This is a genomic window from Streptomyces sp. NPDC026377, from assembly GCF_055567715.1.
On the sequence record NZ_JBVHPV010000009.1, the window covers coordinates 315,487 to 333,455 of the forward strand.

The following is a 17,969-nucleotide window of genomic DNA, read 5'->3' on the forward strand; positions in this document are numbered from 1 at the left end:
CTGCTCGCCCTCGGCGAGAACGCCGTCTTCGCGACCGGCGACCTCGTGGTCAAGGTCGGACGCGACGCGACCGAGCACCCCGAACTGCTGGCGCGCGCCGAGCGCGAGCTCGCCATCGCCGACTGGCTCGCCGGGTGTGGCGTCCCGGCGGTGCGGGCGGCGGAGCCCGTGCCCCGACTGGTGGACGGCCACCCCGTGACGCTCTGGCACCGGCTGCCCGCGGCCGTCCGTCCCGCGGGCCCGCGCGACCTGGCGGAACTGCTGCGGCTCGTCCACGCCCTGCCCGCCCCGGCGTTCACCCTGCCCCGCCGGGAACTGCTCGGCGGGGTGGAGCGCTGGCTGCGGCTGGCCGGGGACGCGATCGACCCCGCCGACGCGGCCTATCTCCGCGCCCGCCGGGACGGCTTCGCCGACGCGGCCGCCGCCCTCACCCCCCACCTCCCGCCCGGCCCCATCCACGGCGACGCGCTGCCCCGCAACGTCCATGTCGGCCCCCACGGCCCGGTCCTGGTCGACCTGGAGACCTTCTCCACCGACTTCCGGGAGCACGACCTGGTGGTCATGGCCCTCTCCCGGGACCGGTACGGGCTGCCGGACGAGCAGTACGACGCGTTCACCGAGGCGTACGGATGGGATGTGCGCGCGTGGGAGGGGTGCGCGGTGCTGCGGGGCGCCCGGGAGACGGCGAGCTGCGCCTGGGTCGCCCAGCACGCACCGGCCAACCCCAAGGCTCTCGACGAGTTCCGCCGCCGGGTCGCCTCCTTGCGGGACGGGGATCCCGAGGTCCGCTGGTACCCCTTCTGAGCCGCCTCTCCTACCGCCGGACCGGCGCGAGCCACCTCCCGGCCCGGGCCCCGGCCGCTGCCAGGCGTCAGCCCTGGGCCGCCGGGGCCAGTTCCCGTATCGGCCACGCCGGGTCGACCGTGGCGTCCGGTGTGCCCTTGCGGCGCAGGAACCGCTGGAAGTCGGCGGCCCACGCCGCGTACCACTCGATCTGCTGTTCGTGCAGTTCCGCCGGGAGCAGCCGGGCGACCTGCGGATGGCGGTCGGCTATCGCCACGGCGACCCGGACCGCCGCCAGCGCGTCCGCGCCCGCCTCATGGGCGCCGTCCAGCACCACTCCGTACTCCACGCACACCGCCTCCAGTGTCCGCTTGCCCTTGCGGTAGCGGTCGACCGCACGGTCGATCGTGTACGGGTCGACGACCGGGCCCAGGGGCGCACCCCCGAGCCGGTCGGTGAGCGAGGGCAGGGCGTGGCGGCACAGTTCGGCCTCCAGGAGCGTCAGGTCGAAGGCCGCGTTGTAGGCCACGACCGGCACGCCCCGCGCCCAGTAGTCCGTGATCGTCTCCGCTATCTCGTCGGCGACCTCGCGCACCGGGCGGCCTTCGGACGCCGCCCGCTCGTTGCTGATGCCATGGATCGCCGAGGCCTGTGCCGGGATCAGAATGCCCGGATCCGCCAGCCAGTTCCGCTGCCGGGCCACCTCGCCGCCGCTGACGCCGACGATCGCGGCCGACACGATCCGTGCCTGCAGCGGGTCCGTACCGGTCGTCTCCAGGTCGAATCCGACCAGCGGTTCGCGGTGCCACCCCATTTTGGCCCTCCCTCGTGGTGCTCTCCCCCAGTGACGAACAGCCTCGCACGCACCACTGACAACGGGATCCGGACAGCCCGCCGAAGGGTCAGGACACAGGCCGCGAATCCGCCCACATCGACTCGAACTCCTCGCGGTATGTCGCGAAAAGTCCGTGTTCGACATCCTGGTCGGGGCGTACGACCTCCCGCCGCGCGCCCCCGCGCAACACCAGCACCGGCGCCTCCATCCCCCGCGCCCGGCGCAGATACGACTGGACGACCGCGAGGCCGTCGGCGCCGTCCCCGTCGACCAGGTACGCCGTGAAGCGCGGGGTCTCGTCGAACACCTGGATCTCGAAGGCCCCGGGGTCGCGCAGCCGCGCCCGCACCCGCCGCATGTGCAGGATGTTCATCTCGACCGACCGGCTCAGCTCGCCCTTCTTCAGCCCCAGTTCGCGCTCGCGCCGCTTGACCGCGCTGCTCGCCGGGTTCAGGAAGAGCAGCCGGACGCGGCACCCCGACTCGGCCAGGCGCACGAGCCGGCGCCCCGAGTAGTTCTGGACCAGCAGATTGAGGCCGATCCCTATCGCGTCGAGCCGGCGGGCGTGGCTGAACAGATCCTCGGCCGGAAGCTGGCGCTGGAGCCGCACCCGGTCGGAGTGGACCGAGACCACGTCCGCGTACCGGTCGCCCACCAGGTCCTCGACCGCGTCGATGGGCAGCCGGTGGGCGGCGGGCGCGCCCGTGCCGCCGCCCAGCACGTCCAGCAGTCGGGCCGAGGCGCGCTCGGCCTGCGCCAGCACCGCCTCGTTGAGCGCGCGGTTGCGCGAGACCACGTTCCGCGCGACCTCCAGCTCGTCCAGGGCGAGCTCCACGTCGCGCCGGTCGTCCACGTACGGCTCGAAGCACGGCCAGTGCTGCACCATCAGCTCGCGCAGCTGCGGCAGGGTGAGGAAGCTCAGCACGTTGTCGTCGGCGGGGTCGAGTAGATAGCCCTTGCGCCGCGACACCTCCCGTACGGCGACGGCCCGCTGCACCCACTCCTGTCCGGCCGGGCCCGCAGCCGCGACCACCCAGTCGTCCCCGTGGACCGGCTCGTAGACGGGGCGCAGCACGGCCGCGACCACGGCCCGCAGCCGCTGCTCCACCAGGTTCAGCCAGATGTAGGCCCGGCCGGCCCGCTGCGCGCGCGTGCGCACCTCGCTCCAGGCGTCCGTGCCCCAGTCCAGCTCCGCCCCGATCTCCACCGGACGCGCCACGGACACCGCGCCGGGCGGGATGTCGCCGGACGGCTCCCCCTCGTGACCCGTGTCACCAGGGGGCAGCTCCAGCCCTCCCGAGCTCACCCGCGCACCGCCTTCCGGTCCCCCTCCAACGATCAAGGAAGAGTACTCCGCGAGCGGGAGGCGGTGCAGCCGGATGGAGAGGCTGTTTCCCAACTCCCGTGTTGACGTGATCGGTTCCGCGTGGGGCGTGCGGGGCCAGTGAGCTGATTCATACCGTTCCCACCTGCGCAGGGACCCCGCACGGCCCCGGACGGTGGCCGGATACGGCCACGCAGGCCGTCCGGATCGGCCGGGGTACCGGTCGCCCAACGGGGGTAACCGCTGTGGGGATCACCCTCCGGAGCACTCCGGCGTCCTAGGGGACGGACTTCTTTTCCGGGAGGATCTGCGTCAAGTGCCCCTCAGTACCCGGAACAGAAGTGGAAGAGTCTTGCCCATGCAGGTGTGGCCGGGACAGGCGTACCCACTCGGCGCCACGTACGACGGCGCCGGGACCAATTTCGCGGTCTTCTCGGAGGCCGCCCAGCGGATCGAGTTGTGCCTCCTGCACGACGACGGGTCGGAAACGGCGGTGGAGCTGCGCGAGAGCGACGCCTTTGTGCGCCATGCGTACCTGCCCGGAGTGATGCCGGGCCAGCGCTACGGCTTCCGTGTGCACGGCCCGTACGAGCCGCAGAACGGGCACCGCTGCAATTCGGCGAAGCTGCTCCTCGACCCCTACGCGCGCGCCATCAGCGGGAGCATCGAATGGGGCGAGGCGGTGTACGGCTACTACTTCGACCGCCCCGACTCCCGCAACGACATGGACTCGGCGCCGCACACCATGACGTCGGTCGTCGTCAACCCGTACTTCGACTGGGGTGACGACCGGCCGCCGCGCACCGAGTACCACCGCACGGTGCTCTACGAGGCCCATGTGAAGGGCCTGACGATGCTCCATCCGGAGCTGCCCCCGGAGACGCGCGGCACCTACGCGGCCCTGGCGCATCCGGCGGTCATCGGCCATCTGACGGAGCTGGGGGTGACGGCTCTGGAGCTGATGCCCGTACACCAGTTCGTCAACGACCACCGGCTCGCCGACGAGGGGATGTCGAACTACTGGGGTTACAACACGATCGGGTTCTTCGCCCCGCACAACGCCTACGCCTCCTGGGGCGACCGGGGACAGCAGGTCCTGGAGTTCAAGCAGGCGGTACGGGCGCTGCACGAGGCCGGGATCGAGGTCATCCTGGACGTGGTCTACAACCACACGGCCGAGGGCAACCACCTGGGCCCCACGCTCTCCTTCCGGGGCCTGGACAACGCGCAGTACTACCGGCTCGCCGACGATCCGCGCTACTACGAGGACACCACCGGCACCGGGAACTCGCTCCTGATGCGCTCGCCGCACGTCCTCCAGCTGATCATGGACTCGCTGCGGTACTGGGTGACCGAGATGCACGTGGACGGCTTCCGCTTCGACCTCGCGGCGACGCTGGCCCGCCAGTTCCACGAGGTGGACCGGCTGTCGTCGTTCTTCGACCTGGTGCAGCAGGACCCGGTGGTCAGTCAGGTGAAGCTGATCGCGGAGCCCTGGGACGTCGGTGAGGGCGGCTACCAGGTGGGCAACTTCCCGCCGCTGTGGACCGAGTGGAACGGCAAGTACCGCGACACCGTGCGGGACCTGTGGCGGGGCGAGCCGCGTACACTCGCGGAGTTCGCCGGGCGGCTCACGGGCTCCTCCGACCTCTACCAGGACGACGGACGACGCCCCCTGGCCAGCATCAACTTCCACACCTGCCACGACGGCTTCACCCTGCACGACCTCGTCTCGTACAACGACAAGCACAACGAGGCCAACAAGGAGGGCAACCGGGACGGCGAGAGCCACAACCGGTCCTGGAACTGCGGAGCCGAGGGCGAGACGGACGACGCCGGGGTGCTGGAGCTGCGCGAGCGCCAGATGCGCAACTTCATCGCCACGCTGATGCTGTCGCAGGGCGTGCCGATGCTCAGCCACGGCGACGAGTTCGCCCGCACCCAGCACGGCAACAACAACGCGTACTGCCAGGACAGCGAGCTGAGCTGGGTCAAGTGGCCCGACCCGGACAGCGACCCGGAGGGGACGCTGCTGGCCTTCACCCGGACGATGGTGTGGCTCCGGCGCGACCATCCGGTCTTCCGGCGCCGCCGGTTCTTCCACGGCCGGCCCGTGGAGGGCACCCACGACGAGCTCTCGGACATCGCCTGGTTCACCCCTGAGGGTGAGGAGATGACCCAGCAGGACTGGCAGTCGTCGAGCGCCAAGGCCCTCACCGTCTTCCTCAACGGCAACGCGATCTCGGAGCCCGGCCCCCGTGGTGAGCGCATCGGGGACGACTCGTTCCTGCTGATGTTCAACGCGAGCGCGGAGACCATCGACTTCCTGGTGCCGGTCAACCACGGCCGACAGTGGGTGGTGATCGTCGACACCGGTCGCAGCGAGGGGGTGCCGCCGGGCGGGGGCGCCAAGGTGACGGCGGGTGAGCGGGTCACGCTCGTGGGACGGAGTCTGACGGTGCTGCGGCGCCCGGCCTGAGCGAGGGTCGGACGGGGGCGCCGAGGGAGCGGGCGAGGCTCCCTCCGGCCCCCGTCCGGCCGCCGCGCGCGGGGCGAACAGGGCGCGGCGCTGCGGACATCGGGCGAAGCCGACGCGGCAGACGGGTGCGGGCGCGGGAGCCGAAGGCACAGAAGCCGCGATACCGGGTACGTACGTTCGTATGACACCCACTGCGACCTACCGGCTGCAGCTCCAGTCGGACTTCCCCTTCCGTGCCGCCGAGCGGGCTGTGCCGTACCTGGCCTCGCTCGGGGTGTCGCATCTGCATCTGTCACCGGTCCTGGAGTCGGTGCCGGGTTCGACACACGGCTACGACGTCGTCGACCACGCGCGCGTACGCGAAGAACTGGGCGGCGAGGACGGACTGCGCCGGCTCGCCCGCACCGCGCGGGCGGCCGGGCTCGGCCTGGTGCTCGACATCGTCCCCAACCACATGGCGGCGGCGCCGCGCCACAACCGTCAGCTGTGGGAGGTGCTGCGCGAGGGGCCCGACTCGCCGTACGCCACCTGGTTCGACATCGACTGGACCGTGAACGGGGGCAAGGTGCTCCTGCCGGTCCTCGGCGGCCCTGTCGGGGGCGAGCTGGACCGGCTGACGGTGGACCCGGAGAAGGGCGTACTGGCGTACGGGGAGGCGCACGAGTTTCCGCTGCGCGCCGGTACGGAGACACTGCCCCTGCCCGAGCTGCTGGACGCCCAGTGGTACCGGCTCGGCTGGTGGCGCCTGGCCCGCACCGAGCTCAACTACCGCCGGTTCTTCACCATCTCGGACCTCATCGGCGTCCGGGTGGAGGACGAGGAGGTCTTCGCCGCGACCCACGCCAAGGTGCTGGAGCTGGTCCGGGACGGGGTGGTGGACGGGCTGCGGGTGGACCACCCGGACGGCCTCGCCGACCCCGAGACGTATCTGCGGCGGCTGAACGCGGCGACCGGCGGCGCCTGGACCGTGGTGGAGAAGATCCTCTCCCGTACCGAGCCGCTGCCCTCCGGCTGGCCGGTCGCGGGCACGACCGGCTACGACGCGCTGCACCGGATCGACGGCCTCTTCGTCGATCCGGTCGGACACGGGGAACTTCTGGACCACTACCGGGAGTTCATCGAGCAGGACGGCGACCGGGGCGGGCACTGGGAGCCGACCGCACGGCGCGCCGCGTACGAGGTGGTCACCCATGACCTGGCCGCGGAAGTCGACCGCCTGACGCGCGCGGCGGCGCGCCTGTGCGCCCGCACCCCGGACCTGCGCGACCACGCGCCGTGGGCCCTGCGGCTCGCCCTGTGCGAGCTGCTGGTCCGGATGCCGGTCTACCGCCCGTACCGGACCGGGGCGGAGGAGGTGCTCACCCCGGAGATGGCACGGGAGGCGCGCGAGGCGTTCGCCGTCCCGGAGGAGGCGGCGGCGGTCGACGCGGTACGGGGCCTGCTGCTCGGGCGCCACGGCGCGCGGAAGCCCGACGACGACGGCGCCGAAGGGGGCGAAGGGCGCGAACTCCGCTTCTTCCGGGCCCGTTTCGCCCAGACCTCCTCGGCGCTGCGCGCCAAGTCCCTGGAGGACACGGCGTTCTATCGCTATGTGGCTCTGCTCTCGGCCAATGAGGTGGGCGGCGAGCCGGGGCGGCCCGCGGTGTCCCCCGAGGAGTTCCACTCCTACTGCGCCAGGATCGCCCGGGACTGGCCCACGAGCGGGACGGTCCTTTCCACGCACGACACCAAGCGCAGCGCGGACGTACGGGCCAGGATCGCCGTGCTCTGCGAGTGCCCGCAACGGTGGCGGTCGCTGCTCGGGCGGCTCTCCGCGACGCCCGCGCCCGACCCCCAGCTGGCCTGGGCGGCCTGGCAGACGGCAGTGGGCCTGGGCGCCACCGGCCCGGCCGGGGAACGGCTGAGCGGGGCCCTGCTCAAGGCCGCGCGCGAGGCGGGTCTGCACACCACCTGGACCGAGCAGGATCCCGCGTACGAGCGCGCGCTGACCGACTTCACCGCCTCGGGACCCGCCGGGGCGCTCACGGGGCAGATCGCGGAGTTCTCCCGCAGCCTGGCGTCGGCCACGCGCGCGAACGTGCTGGGTGCCGCGCTGGTGCAACTGACGATGCCGGGCGTGCCGGATGTGTACCAGGGCACGGAGTCGGAGTGCCTGACACTCGTCGACCCCGACAACCGCCGGCCGGTGGACTTCCCCGCGCAGGGCCTGGACTCGTTCCCGGACGAGAAGGGCGAGCTGTCGGTGGCGGCTCTTCGGCTGCGGCGGGAGCTTCCGGAGGTGTTCGGGGAGTTCAGTACGTACGAGCCGCTGGTCGCCGACGGGCCGGCCGCCGACCACTGCCTCGCCTTCTCGCGCTGCGGCGAAGTGGTGACGGCGGTGACCCGGCTGTCCCTGCGACTGGCCGAGTCGGGCGGCTGGGGCGCGACGGCACTGGCGCTGCCGGCGGGGGCATGGGCCGATGTCCTGGGCGCCGGTTCCCCCGAGGACTCCCCCCGCCCCCGCCGGGAGTTCACGGGGACGGTGAAGCTCAGCGATCTGTTCACCGACCGCCCGGTCGCGCTGCTCAGGCGGATCGACGGGCGGACGGCGGACGGGCCGGCCGACCGGACGGCCGTACGAGAAGGGTCCGCGGGAGACCGAAAGGGGGAACGAAACGGAGAACGGAACCGGTAGCGGCGCGCCCGCGTCCCGGAGCCCGGTCGCCTACTCGGAAACCCTCTCCCGAGCGACGGGCAGCGAGTACCGCGGCTTCTCGCTCCCGGTCGCGCCCGTGCGGTCGTAGAACCGCCGCGCCCCTTCGTTCCTGACGGGCGTCTGCCACTGCACCTGGGTCATCCCGAGCGCCCGGGCCTCGGCCGCCACCGCGTCGACCAGCAGGGCCCCGAGGCCCAGGCCCCGGTGGCCGTCGCGCAGGAAGGCGGGGCGCACACGCGGCTGTTGGTCGTCGCTCATGGCGCCATCATGAGGGGCACCACTGACAACGCCTCCGGCGGGGCCGTTCGCGCAGGTCAGTGGGTTGCGAGACGGAAGCTCATCCGCCCGAAGCTCACCTGGTCGCCGTCGTTGACCACGACCGCGCCCGTCACGCGGCGCCCATTCACGCTCGTGCCGTTGGTGGAGCCGAGGTCGCGCAGCACCCACACGCCCGACTGGTGGGTCAGCTCGGCGTGCACCCGGGAGACCGTCTCGTGGCTGAGCCGCAGCCCGTTGTGGGGGTCGCGGCCGATCCGCAGCGGGTACGGGCCCGGTGCGGGGAAGAGCAGCTTCGGCAGTTGTTCGGACTGCCACGCGCGGCGCATCGCGACGCTGAAGCCGGAGACGCGGCTCACGGCCCCGTACAGCGCCTTCGACCACCGGCTCTGGGTGTCCAGGTCGGCGGTGAGCGCGACCAGCTCGTCCGAGCGGCGTGCGGACAGGGCCAGTTCCATCCGGCGCAGGAACGTGTCGTGCGACAGCTTCCCCTGTGCGGCGCCCTCTTTGAGCAGGTCGAGCGCCCGGTCGCGCTCGGCGTCCGACGGCCGGGCGGGAGCGGGGTACGTGGGGAACGGGGAGGACGACGTCACAGCAGCGATTGTCCAGCCGATGGGCTCGGCGTGTCCAGCAGGGCCGCACTGGGCGTCCGTCCCCGTGCCGAGCCTCTGACCTGCGAGGAAATCCCCTGTCGCCAGACCGCGCGCGATTGCTACGGTCTGGCCACCGTTATCGCCCATGAGGGGAACCCCTTGACGACATCCGCGTCGGACATCACCTTCCGTCCGCTCGCCGGGCCCGAGGAACTCGGGCTCTTCCAGCAGCTCTCCTACGTACTCGACCATGAGGTCGAGGACGATCTCGCCACCGGCCGCCGACTGCCCGCCTGGATGTGGGTGGCGCTGCGCGGGGAGCGGGTGCTCGCCCGCCTGTCGTGGTGGACACCGCCGGACCACGAAGCCCCGTTCCTCCTCGACTTCCTCGACGTCGACGACTCGCTGCCACCAGCCGAGCGCCACGCCGTCGGGGTGGAGCTCCTGGAGACCGCGACGGCTGCCGTGATTCCGCGAGGCGCCCCGCGCCCGGAGTACGGCCGCTTCACACCGGGCGACTGGCGTGAGGACCCCCACGCGCGCGAGGTCGTCGAGACCCGCATGGGCATCGCGGCCGCGACCGGCGCGCAGCTCCTGGTGGAGCGGCTGCGTCTGGAGTGGCGCCCGGGGACGCCGGTCCCCGAACCGTCCACGCGGCTCGTGTTCCGCCCGGCGACCGACCGCGAGGAGCTGCTGTCGCTGATGACGCTGGTCCTGGAGGGCACGCTCGACGAGCACAGCCGTACGGAGCTGCGGACGATGACACCGCGCGCGTCGGCGGAGCTGATGTACGAGGAGGAGTTCACGACCTACCGGACGCCCCGGGACTGGTGGCGGGTGGCCGAACTACCGGACGGCGGGGGCCCGGTCGGGTTCGTCATTCCGGCGCGCAACAACTACCACCCGATCATCGCGTACATCGGCGTCCTGCCCGCCCACCGCGGCCACGGTTACATCGACGACATCCTGGCCGAGGGCACCCGCGTCCTGGCAGCGCAGGACGTCCCGCGCATCCGCGCCGCCACCGACTTCGGCAACGTGCCGATGGCCGGGGCCTTCGCGCGCGCGGGGTACGCGACCTTCGGGTGCGCGATCAACATGGTGTGGCCGGACGCCGGCTGAGACGTCTCCTCGGGCTCACCCGGCGGCGCGCTGTGCGCGGATCATGTCCCGGTACCACCGGTAGGAGGCCTTCGGGGTGCGCCGCAGCGTCGGGTAGTCGACATGGACCAGGCCGAAGCGCTGGGCGGCGCCCTCGATCCACTCGATGTTGTCGGTGAGGGACCACACGAAGTAGCCGCGTACGTCCACGCCTTCGGTCATGGCGCGGTGCAGGGCGCGCAGATGCCCGTCCAGGTAGCGGATGCGTCCGGCGTCCTCGACGCCGTCGTAGGAGCAGCCGTTCTCGGTGATGTACACCGGCGGCAGCCGGTCGCCGTAGCGCGCCCTCAGCAGCAGGAGCATCTCGCGCAGCCCCTCGGGGACCACCGGCCAGCCGAAGGCGGTGGTCTCGTACCCTTCGATCTCCCTGATCCCGAACGGCAGTTCCGCGGGCATGGCGAACCCGGCGAAGGAGTCGACGGCCTCGGGCGCGGGCGCGCCCACGCGCGTGGGGTTGTAGTAGTTCACCCCGTACCAGTCGAGCGGGGCCGAGATGACGGCGAGGTCGTCCGCGACGGGGCCGGGCATCAGGGCGGCGAAGTTCTCGTCGGGGTAACTCCCGGTGAGGACGGGATCGGCGAACAGCCAGTTGGCGAGGGTGTCGTAGAGGTCCGCGGCGAAACGGTCCTCCTCGCTCTCGCCCGCGGGCCACACCGGGGTGTGCGAGAGCGCCAGGCCTATGGAGCGGGCGCCGGCGTCGCGCAGTGCCCCGGCGGCCAGGCCGTGGGCGAGCAACTGGTGGTGGGCGGCCGGGAGAGCGTCGAAGAGGAGTTTCCTGCCGGGGGCGTGCTCACCCAGCGCGTAGCCGAGCAGCGTCACCTCGGCGGGTTCGTTGACGGTGATCCACATGGGGACGCGGTCGGCGAGCCTCTCGGCCACCACGTGCGCGTAGTCGGCGAACCGGTACGCCGTGTCGCGCTGGAGCCAGCCGCCCGCCTCCTCCAGCTCCAGCGGGGTGTCCCAGTGGTAGAGGGTCGGCGCAGGGGTGATGCCGTGGGCGCACAGCTCGTCGACGAGCCGGTCGTAGAAGGCGAGCCCGGCCTCGTTGACCGGGCCGCTGCCGCCCGGGACGACACGCGGCCAGCTGACCGAGAACCGGAAGGCCCCGGCGCCGAGCCCGGCGAGCAGGGAGACGTCCTCGCGGTAGCGCGCGTGGAAGCCGGTGCCCCGGGACGCGTCCGCGCCGTCCTTGATCCGCCCCGGCTCGGCGGCGAAGGCGTCCCAGCCGGAGGGACCCTTGCCCTCGGCTGCGGCGGCCCCCTCGGTCTGGAAGGCTGAGGCGGAGGCTCCCCAGAGGAAGCCGTGCGGGAACGGCGGCAGGGTCATGGATGTGGACCTTAATGGCGGGTAACCGCAACCTCCAGACCTTGCTCCCGCCTTCCGCGGACGATGGAGGCCCTGTTCCACGGTTTGACGGTACGCGGGCAACGGGAGGTATCAAGCATGTTGTTCGAGGTGTGGGTGCCGCGGGCGGACCGGGTCGCCCTCCAGCTGGAGGGCGCGACCCACGACATGGAACCGCACCCGGTGCGGAGCGGGTGGTGGATCACCGAGGCCGCGGCCCGGGACGGCGACCGGTACGGCTACGCCGTGGACGGCGGGCGCCCGCTGCCGGACCCGCGCTCGCGCCGCCTGCCGGACGGCCCGGACGGGCTGAGCGCCGTCGTCGTCCACGAGGACTTCACCTGGCAGCACCCCTGGGCGGGCCGCAGACTCTCCGGCGGGGTCCTCTACGAACTGCACGTCGGCACCTTCACGGACGAGGGCACCTTCGACGCCGCGGCCGCCCGTCTCGCCCATCTGGCCGAACTGGGGGTGACGCATGTCGAGCTGATGCCGGTGTGCTCCTTCCCCGGGCGGCACGGCTGGGGGTACGACGGTGTGGCGCCCTGGGCCGTGCACGAGCCTTACGGAGGCCCCGAAGGGCTGAAGCGGTTCGTCGACGCGGCGCACGCCCACGGCCTCGGCGTCGTCCTCGACGTGGTCCACAACCACCTGGGCCCCTCCGGCAACCAGCTGCCCGCCTTCGGCCCGTACTTCACCGACACCCACCAGACGCCCTGGGGCGCCGCCGTCAACCTGGACGCGCCTGGATCGGACGAGGTGCGCGCGTACTTCCTGGAGAGCGCGCTCGCCTGGCTGAGCGACTACCGGCTCGACGGGCTGCGCCTGGACGCCGTGCACGCGCTGTACGACACGCGCGCGCTGCCGTTCCTCGAAGAGCTCTCCACCGCCGTCGACGTGCTGTCCGTGCGGCTGGGCCGCCCGCTCTTCCTCATCGCCGAGTCCGACCGGTGCGACCCGCGCACCACCGCCCCGCGCGCGGAGGGAGGCCTGGGACTGCACGCCCAGTGGAACGACGACTTCCACCACGCCCTGCACACCGCGCTCACGGGCGAGTCCCAGGGCTACTACGCCGACTTCGCGCGCGCCCCGGTCGCCGCCCTGGCCAAGACCCTCACCCGGGTCTTCTTCCACGACGGCACCTACTCGAGCTTCCGCGGCCGCGCCCACGGCCGCCGCGTCGACCGCACCAAGACCGCCGCGCACCGCTTCCTCGCCTACGCCCAGACCCACGACCAGATCGGCAACAGGGCCCTGGGGGACCGGCTCTCCGCCACGCTCTCCCCCGGGCTGCTCGCCTGCGCCGCCGCGCTGGTGCTGACCGGTCCGTACACGCCGATGCTCTTCATGGGCGAGGAGTGGGGCGCCCGTACGCCCTGGCAGTACTTCACCGACCACCCCGACCCCGAACTCGCCGAGGCCGTACGCACGGGGCGGCGGCGGGAGTTCGCGGCACACGGGTGGGCCGAGGAGGACATCCCCGATCCGCAGGACCCCGCCACCCGGGCGCGCTCGTGCCTGGACTGGGACGAGGCGGCGAAGGAGCACCACGCGCGCGTGCTCGACTGGCACCGGCAGCTGATCGCGCTGCGCCGCACCCGCCCCGACCTCACCGACCCGGACATCGCCGCGGTCAAGGTCGTCCACGACGAGGAGGCGCGCTGGCTCATGTTCCGGCGCGGCGACCTGCGGACCGTGGTCAACCTCGGCAAGGAGGCCGCGGTGATCCCCCTGGGGCGCAACAACTCCCGGGTGCTGGCGGCCTGGGAGCCGGTGGAACCGCCCGGCCCGGACGGCCGGTTCCGGCTGCCGCCCGAGTCGTGCGCGGTGCTCGGCCCCACCGGCACCTGACCGTCCACCTCTTCGCCTTCCCGCCTAGTCGACGAGCGCCATCTCGCGCGCGGTGTTGTTGAAGCTGCGCCCGCCGTCCTCCGTGACCGTCACGATGTCCTCGATCCGCACACCGAACCGGCCCGGCAGATAGATCCCCGGCTCCACGGAGAAGCACATGCCGGGCACCAGCGGCTGCTCCTCGCCCTCGATCATGTAGGGCGGCTCATGGGTGGTCACACCGATGCCGTGGCCGGTGCGGTGGATGAAGTACTCGCCGTATCCGGCCTCCTCGATCACCGCGCGCGCCGCCCGGTCGACGTCCTGGCAGGCCGCCCCGGGCCGCACCGCCGCGCACCCGGCCCGCTGGGCCTCCCGTACGACGTCGTGGACGCGCCGCTCCTCGGCGGAGGGCTCGCCGACGTGGACGGTACGGGTGGTGTCCGAGCCGTAACCGTGCTTGAGGCCGCCGAAGTCCAGGACCACCATGTCGCCCTGCCCGATGGTCCGCTCCCCCGCCTCGTGGTGCGGGTTGGCCCCGTTGGGGCCGGAGCCCACGACCGTGAAGTCCACCTGCGAGTGGCCGAACTCGATGAGCAGCGCCGCCAGATCGGCCGCCACGTCCGTCTCCCTGCGCCCGGCGAACGGGACCTTGAGGATTTCCCCGTACGCCCTGTCGGCGGCCTCACCAGCCGCCTGGAGCCGAGCCAGCTCGGGCCCGTCCTTGACCGCCCGGAGCATCGGCAGAGCCTGCGTGAGGGCCACATAGGACGTCTCGGGCAACCTCTGCTGGAGGCCGAGCAGGTGCATCGCCCAGGCGTTGTCGCTCACGCCGAACCGGCCGCCGGCGTCCAGCAGGGGCACGGTCACGCCGTACGGGTCGGTGCCGTCGGTCCAGTCCCGCAGGGTGAGGGCGGCGGCCCCGGCGGCGCGCTCGGCGTCCGGCGCCTCCAGCTTCGGTACGACGAGGACCGGCTCCCGCCCCGCCGCCAGTACCAGCACCGTCAGCCGCTCGGTGATCGCGGTCGGCTGATACCCGGTTAGGTGGACGAGGTCGGGCCCGGGCGCGACGAGGACGCCCGCGAGCCCGGCCTCGGCGGCGGACTCGGCGGCGCGGGCCATCCTGGCGCGGTAGTCGTCGGCGGTGAAGGGCGCGGGGGCAGAGGTAAGAGGCATGAGCCCCATCCTGCCCCTACACGGCAGGGCAGGCGATCCAAAATAGGGAACCGGGGATCGGGAACCGGGGATCCGGGATCGGGATCCGGAAAAACGATGCTCCGCGCCCGGCCCCCGCTCCTTCCGCCGGTCAGGCGTCCTCCTGGCTGTCCCCCACCAGCCGTTCGAGCAGTTCCTGGAAGTCGTCGCCGACGACGATCCGCAGGCCGTCGCCCTCGGTCTCGCGGTCGCTGAGCTGGGTGAGCGTGCCGTCGCGCCACCAGTAGACGAACGGGCTGATCGCCCCGGGCGTGTCCTCGAAGCCCGCCGCGGCGAAGGACGCCATGGCGTTGAGCGCCGGGATCATGCCGGAGTCGCGGATCGCGTGGAAGGCCAGCTGGTGCCGGAACGGCATCGCGACCAGGGCCCCGTCCGGTGTCAGCTCGCGCCCCGTGAGGCGCGGCACCAGGACATCCAGGGCGAGCACCCTGCTGGCGGTGTAGAACGAGTCGCCCACTACCACCTCGAACCGCATGCCGTCCTCGCCCTTGACGGTCTCGTGCGACTCGACCGGCAGCTCCCTGAGGTTGCGCAGGGCCTGGGCGCGCAGGTCGGGAACGTGGCCCAGCGGTTCCAGCGCCTCGTCGGTGAGCATCATGACGCTCTCCGGCAGATCCAGGGCGAGGATCTCGTACAGCCCCGGTGCCACACCGCGCGCGTAGCTGAAGGTCTGCGGATCGAGCCCCGTCTCGCTGATCACCCGGGGATAGAGCTGGGCGCGGATCTGCTCGGGCGGCAGAGTGTCCAGGGCAGAGGGGCCGTCCATGGTGCGCAGCACCATGCCGACATGGCGACGAATCAGTTCCGGCCACACACGAGGCCCGCGCCGGTCGTTGTGGCAGACCGCGGCGAGGTTGGCCAGGCCGAACTGTCGACCGCCGCTGTCCTTGACGGAGTCCGCGTAGACGGTCACTTCCAGACCCTGCTCGGCGAACGCCTCACGCACCCACGCACGGAACCGCGCGCCCTCGTCTGCCGAGAAATAGCCGAACTCCGCGTCCCGGGGCGCGTCGCTCCGGTCCCGCTTCGGCCCCCGTCGGAATATCCCCACGTCAGCTGCCTTCCGTCACACGAGACACACGGTAGCCCCGCGGTAGATCCCTACGCCGTTCCCACGCCCGGTGAAGGCCGAGCCTACCCAGCGCCCCCTTCCCTGACGACAAGATCCGCAAGGTCCCGGCCACGCGCCACCACGCGCGCGTTGACCTCGTCGGATTCCCTGACCCACCGTTCGGCGTACGAGCGGGCCTTCCCGTATCGCACATGCCGTTGAACGAGTCTGCGCACCCGCTCCTCGCCGTCGGTCTCCAGGAACCACACCTCGTCGAGAAGGGCCCTGACCGGGGCCCACCCGTCCTGGTCGTGCAGGAGGTAGTTCCCCTCGGTGACGACGAGCGGGACCTGGTGGCCGACCGGAATGCTCCCGGCGACCGGCTCCTCCAGCGCGCGGTCAAAGGCCGGCGCGTACACCACGCCACCGCGTTCGGGCGCCCGCAGCCGGGCGAGCAGGGCCGCGTATCCGGCGGGATCGAAGGTGTCCGGTGCGCCCTTGCGGTCGGCGCGGCCGAGGCGGTCGAGTTCGGCCTGGGCGAGATGGAAGCCGTCCATCGGGACGAGCACGGCATTCCCGTCCAGCCGCTCGACCAGCCGCGCGGCCAGGGTCGACTTCCCGGACCCGGGCGCTCCGGCGATGCCGAGGACGCGCCGGTGGCCGGGAACGGCGAGCAGCCGGGCGCGCTCGACGAGTCGTTCCAACGCAGCGATCTCCATGCAGGCATCCTCTCGCGACGGCCCGCCCTCCTCTGCGGCTTGGCGGGACAGTAGTCATACGTATAACCTCGAAGCATGTCCCATATTGCCCTGATCACCCTCGTCGTCCGCGACTACGACGAGGCCATCGCCTTCTACACCGACGCCCTCGGTTTCGAACTGGTTGAGGACACCGACCGCGGGGACGGCTCCCGCTGGGTGGTGGTGCGCCCGCGCGGCACCGGCACCGCGTCCCTGCTGCTGGCCCGCGCCAAGAACGACGCGGAGCGCGCGAGCGTCGGCGCGCAGACGGGCGGCCGGGTCGGCTTCTTCCTCCACACCGAGGACTTCGCCGCCGACCACGCCCGGATGACCGCGGCCGGTGTCCACTTCCTGGAGGAGCCGCGCCATGAGGTGTACGGATCGGTCGCGGTGTTCCAGGACCTTTACGGCAACCGGTGGGACCTGCTTCAGCCGGCGTGAGCCCAACCTGTGCTGCCCCAGCCCCGAAAAGACCGCGCCTCGCAAGCACAGAGTCCCCGTCAGCACACCGACGAGGACTCATGACCGTTCTGCGTTTGACGCTCGCCCGCCACGGGGCTGCACTGGATTCATGGATGCTGCGGCGACTCCGTCCTAGGGAGAGCAGCGATGACAACCATGGAAACGTTCAACCTTCTACAGCCGTACAAGATCGCCGAAGAGACGTTCGTCATCCCCTGGGCCCTCGAGGCCCCGCCGGTCGGCCACTTCCCGATGAATTCGATGGTGATCCGAGGAGCCGAACCGGTCCTCGTGGACACCGGGGCGCCCGCAGTCCGCGCCCAGTGGCTGGAGGCAGCCTGGTCCGTCGTGGATCCCCTGGACGTACGGTGGATCTTCCTCACCCACGACGACCGCGACCACGCCGGCAACCTCCTGGCTGTCCTCGCCGAATGCCCGAACGCGACCCTGCTGACGACATGGTTCTCCATCGGCCGCATGGCCGAGGAGTGGGAGACCCCCATCAACCGGTGCCGCTTCATGACCGACGGCGACACGATCGATGCGGGCGACCGCACCCTGGTCGCCAAACGACCGCCCCTGTACGACAACCCCACAACCCGCGCCCTCTTCGACGCGAAGACCAACGTCCTGTGGGCCGTCGACACCTTCGCCACGAACGTACCCGCGCCGGTGCCCGACATAGCGGCGTTGTCCGCGGACGAGTTCCGCGACGGCCAACTCTTCGGCGGACGGCTGGTCTCTCCTTGGGTCGCGTTGCTGGACACCCAGAAGTTCCGGACGGTCGTGGACGACTTTCAACGCCTGAACGCCGAGGTCGTTGCCGGCTGCCATTCCCCGGTCCTCCGCGGCCCCAGGATTCCGGAGGCCTACGACCTTCTCCGCCAGCTCCCCGAGATCCCCCCGTGGGCAGAGTTCACCCAGGCCGACCTGGACCATTGGATGGCGGTCGCCGAGAGCTCGGTACCACCGGAACAACCGCGACCGTCGGGGACGTGACTGTGCCCATGGGCCATGGCCCATGGAACGCAGAAAAGCCCCGCACCATTAATCCTTACGGATCATGGTGCGGGGCTTCCCGCAATAATTGTTCGGCGGCGTCCTACTCTCCCACAGGGTCCCCCCTGCAGTACCATCGGCGCTGAAAGGCTTAGCTTCCGGGTTCGGAATGTAACCGGGCG

The 17,969-nt window shown here is 71.8% G+C and carries 15 protein-coding genes and 1 rRNA gene; 7 read left to right on the plus strand and 9 right to left on the minus strand.

The genetic code is table 11. From position 1 onward, the window contains the following. A complete protein-coding gene (locus tag ACZ4MU_RS20990; protein WP_467878687.1) occupies positions 1-804 on the plus strand; it encodes a phosphotransferase enzyme family protein in 804 nt (267 codons plus the stop codon). 67 nt (positions 805-871) lie between these two features. Here ACZ4MU_RS20990 and ACZ4MU_RS20995 read toward each other — a convergent pair whose 3' ends face one another. Both ACZ4MU_RS20995 and ACZ4MU_RS21000 read right to left on the minus strand, forming a co-directional pair. Beyond that, positions 872-1,597 (minus strand): exonuclease domain-containing protein, encoded by a 726-nt coding sequence (locus tag ACZ4MU_RS20995; RefSeq protein ID WP_467878609.1) that lies wholly within the window; start codon positions 1,595-1,597, stop codon positions 872-874. A gap of 88 nt (positions 1,598-1,685) precedes the next feature. Next, positions 1,686-2,924 carry an SAV2148 family HEPN domain-containing protein gene (locus ACZ4MU_RS21000; RefSeq protein ID WP_467878612.1) on the minus strand — a complete coding sequence of 413 codons (1,239 nt, stop codon included), beginning with the start codon at positions 2,922-2,924 and terminating at the stop codon, positions 1,686-1,688. A 376-nt stretch (positions 2,925-3,300) separates the two neighbouring features. Here ACZ4MU_RS21000 and glgX point away from each other — a divergent pair, with 376 nt between their 5' ends. Beyond that, entirely contained in the window at positions 3,301-5,421 is a 2,121-nt protein-coding gene (gene glgX, locus ACZ4MU_RS21005; RefSeq protein ID WP_467878615.1) for a glycogen debranching protein GlgX, read from the plus strand. A gap of 181 nt (positions 5,422-5,602) precedes the next feature. Next, complete coding sequence (treY, locus tag ACZ4MU_RS21010; protein ID WP_467878617.1) at positions 5,603-8,095, plus strand: malto-oligosyltrehalose synthase; 2,493 nt, start codon at positions 5,603-5,605, stop codon at positions 8,093-8,095. Positions 8,096-8,125: 30 nt separating this feature from the next. Here the strand turns inward: treY and ACZ4MU_RS21015 are convergent, their stop codons facing one another. Then, the gene (locus tag ACZ4MU_RS21015) at positions 8,126-8,374 is read right to left on the minus strand and encodes a GNAT family N-acetyltransferase (RefSeq protein WP_467878620.1); all 249 of its coding nucleotides are present in this window, start codon (positions 8,372-8,374) and stop codon (positions 8,126-8,128) included. 56 nt (positions 8,375-8,430) lie between these two features. Next, positions 8,431-8,985 carry an FHA domain-containing protein gene (locus ACZ4MU_RS21020; protein ID WP_467878623.1) on the minus strand — a complete coding sequence of 185 codons (555 nt, stop codon included), beginning with the start codon at positions 8,983-8,985 and terminating at the stop codon, positions 8,431-8,433. Between the two features lie 159 nt (positions 8,986-9,144). On the opposite strand from ACZ4MU_RS21020, the gene ACZ4MU_RS21025 reads away from it, so the two are divergent. Further along, entirely contained in the window at positions 9,145-10,107 is a 963-nt protein-coding gene (locus tag ACZ4MU_RS21025; RefSeq protein WP_467878626.1) for a GNAT family N-acetyltransferase, read from the plus strand. A gap of 15 nt (positions 10,108-10,122) precedes the next feature. Here the strand turns inward: ACZ4MU_RS21025 and ACZ4MU_RS21030 are convergent, their stop codons facing one another. Next, positions 10,123-11,472, minus strand: a complete 1,350-nt coding sequence (locus tag ACZ4MU_RS21030; protein ID WP_467878628.1) for a GH1 family beta-glucosidase — start codon at positions 11,470-11,472, stop codon at positions 10,123-10,125. Between the two features lie 117 nt (positions 11,473-11,589). Here ACZ4MU_RS21030 and treZ point away from each other — a divergent pair, with 117 nt between their 5' ends. After that, on the plus strand, positions 11,590-13,341 hold the full coding sequence (treZ, locus tag ACZ4MU_RS21035) for a malto-oligosyltrehalose trehalohydrolase (protein ID WP_467878631.1): 1,752 nt from the start codon (positions 11,590-11,592) through the stop codon (positions 13,339-13,341). Between the two features lie 24 nt (positions 13,342-13,365). Here the strand turns inward: treZ and ACZ4MU_RS21040 are convergent, their stop codons facing one another. The 3 genes from ACZ4MU_RS21040 to ACZ4MU_RS21050 all read right to left on the minus strand — a co-directional run bounded on the left by ACZ4MU_RS21040 (position 13,366) and on the right by ACZ4MU_RS21050 (position 16,305). Further along, positions 13,366-14,496, minus strand: a complete 1,131-nt coding sequence (locus ACZ4MU_RS21040) for a M24 family metallopeptidase (protein ID WP_467878634.1) — start codon at positions 14,494-14,496, stop codon at positions 13,366-13,368. 130 nt (positions 14,497-14,626) lie between these two features. Beyond that, entirely contained in the window at positions 14,627-15,586 is a 960-nt protein-coding gene (locus ACZ4MU_RS21045) for a hypothetical protein (protein ID WP_467878636.1), read from the minus strand. Positions 15,587-15,669: 83 nt separating this feature from the next. Next, the gene (locus tag ACZ4MU_RS21050; protein ID WP_467878638.1) at positions 15,670-16,305 is read right to left on the minus strand and encodes a nucleoside/nucleotide kinase family protein; all 636 of its coding nucleotides are present in this window, start codon (positions 16,303-16,305) and stop codon (positions 15,670-15,672) included. A 75-nt stretch (positions 16,306-16,380) separates the two neighbouring features. Here ACZ4MU_RS21050 and ACZ4MU_RS21055 point away from each other — a divergent pair, with 75 nt between their 5' ends. Both ACZ4MU_RS21055 and ACZ4MU_RS21060 read left to right on the plus strand, forming a co-directional pair. Further along, the gene (locus ACZ4MU_RS21055) at positions 16,381-16,767 is read left to right on the plus strand and encodes a VOC family protein (protein WP_467878641.1); all 387 of its coding nucleotides are present in this window, start codon (positions 16,381-16,383) and stop codon (positions 16,765-16,767) included. A 168-nt stretch (positions 16,768-16,935) separates the two neighbouring features. Further along, positions 16,936-17,787: an MBL fold metallo-hydrolase gene (locus ACZ4MU_RS21060; protein WP_467878643.1), complete on the plus strand. Its 852-nt coding sequence runs from the start codon at positions 16,936-16,938 to the stop codon at positions 17,785-17,787. Positions 17,788-17,877: 90 nt separating this feature from the next. Here ACZ4MU_RS21060 and rrf read toward each other — a convergent pair. Further along, positions 17,878-17,969, minus strand: a 5S ribosomal RNA gene (rrf, locus tag ACZ4MU_RS21065); the annotation flags it as partial.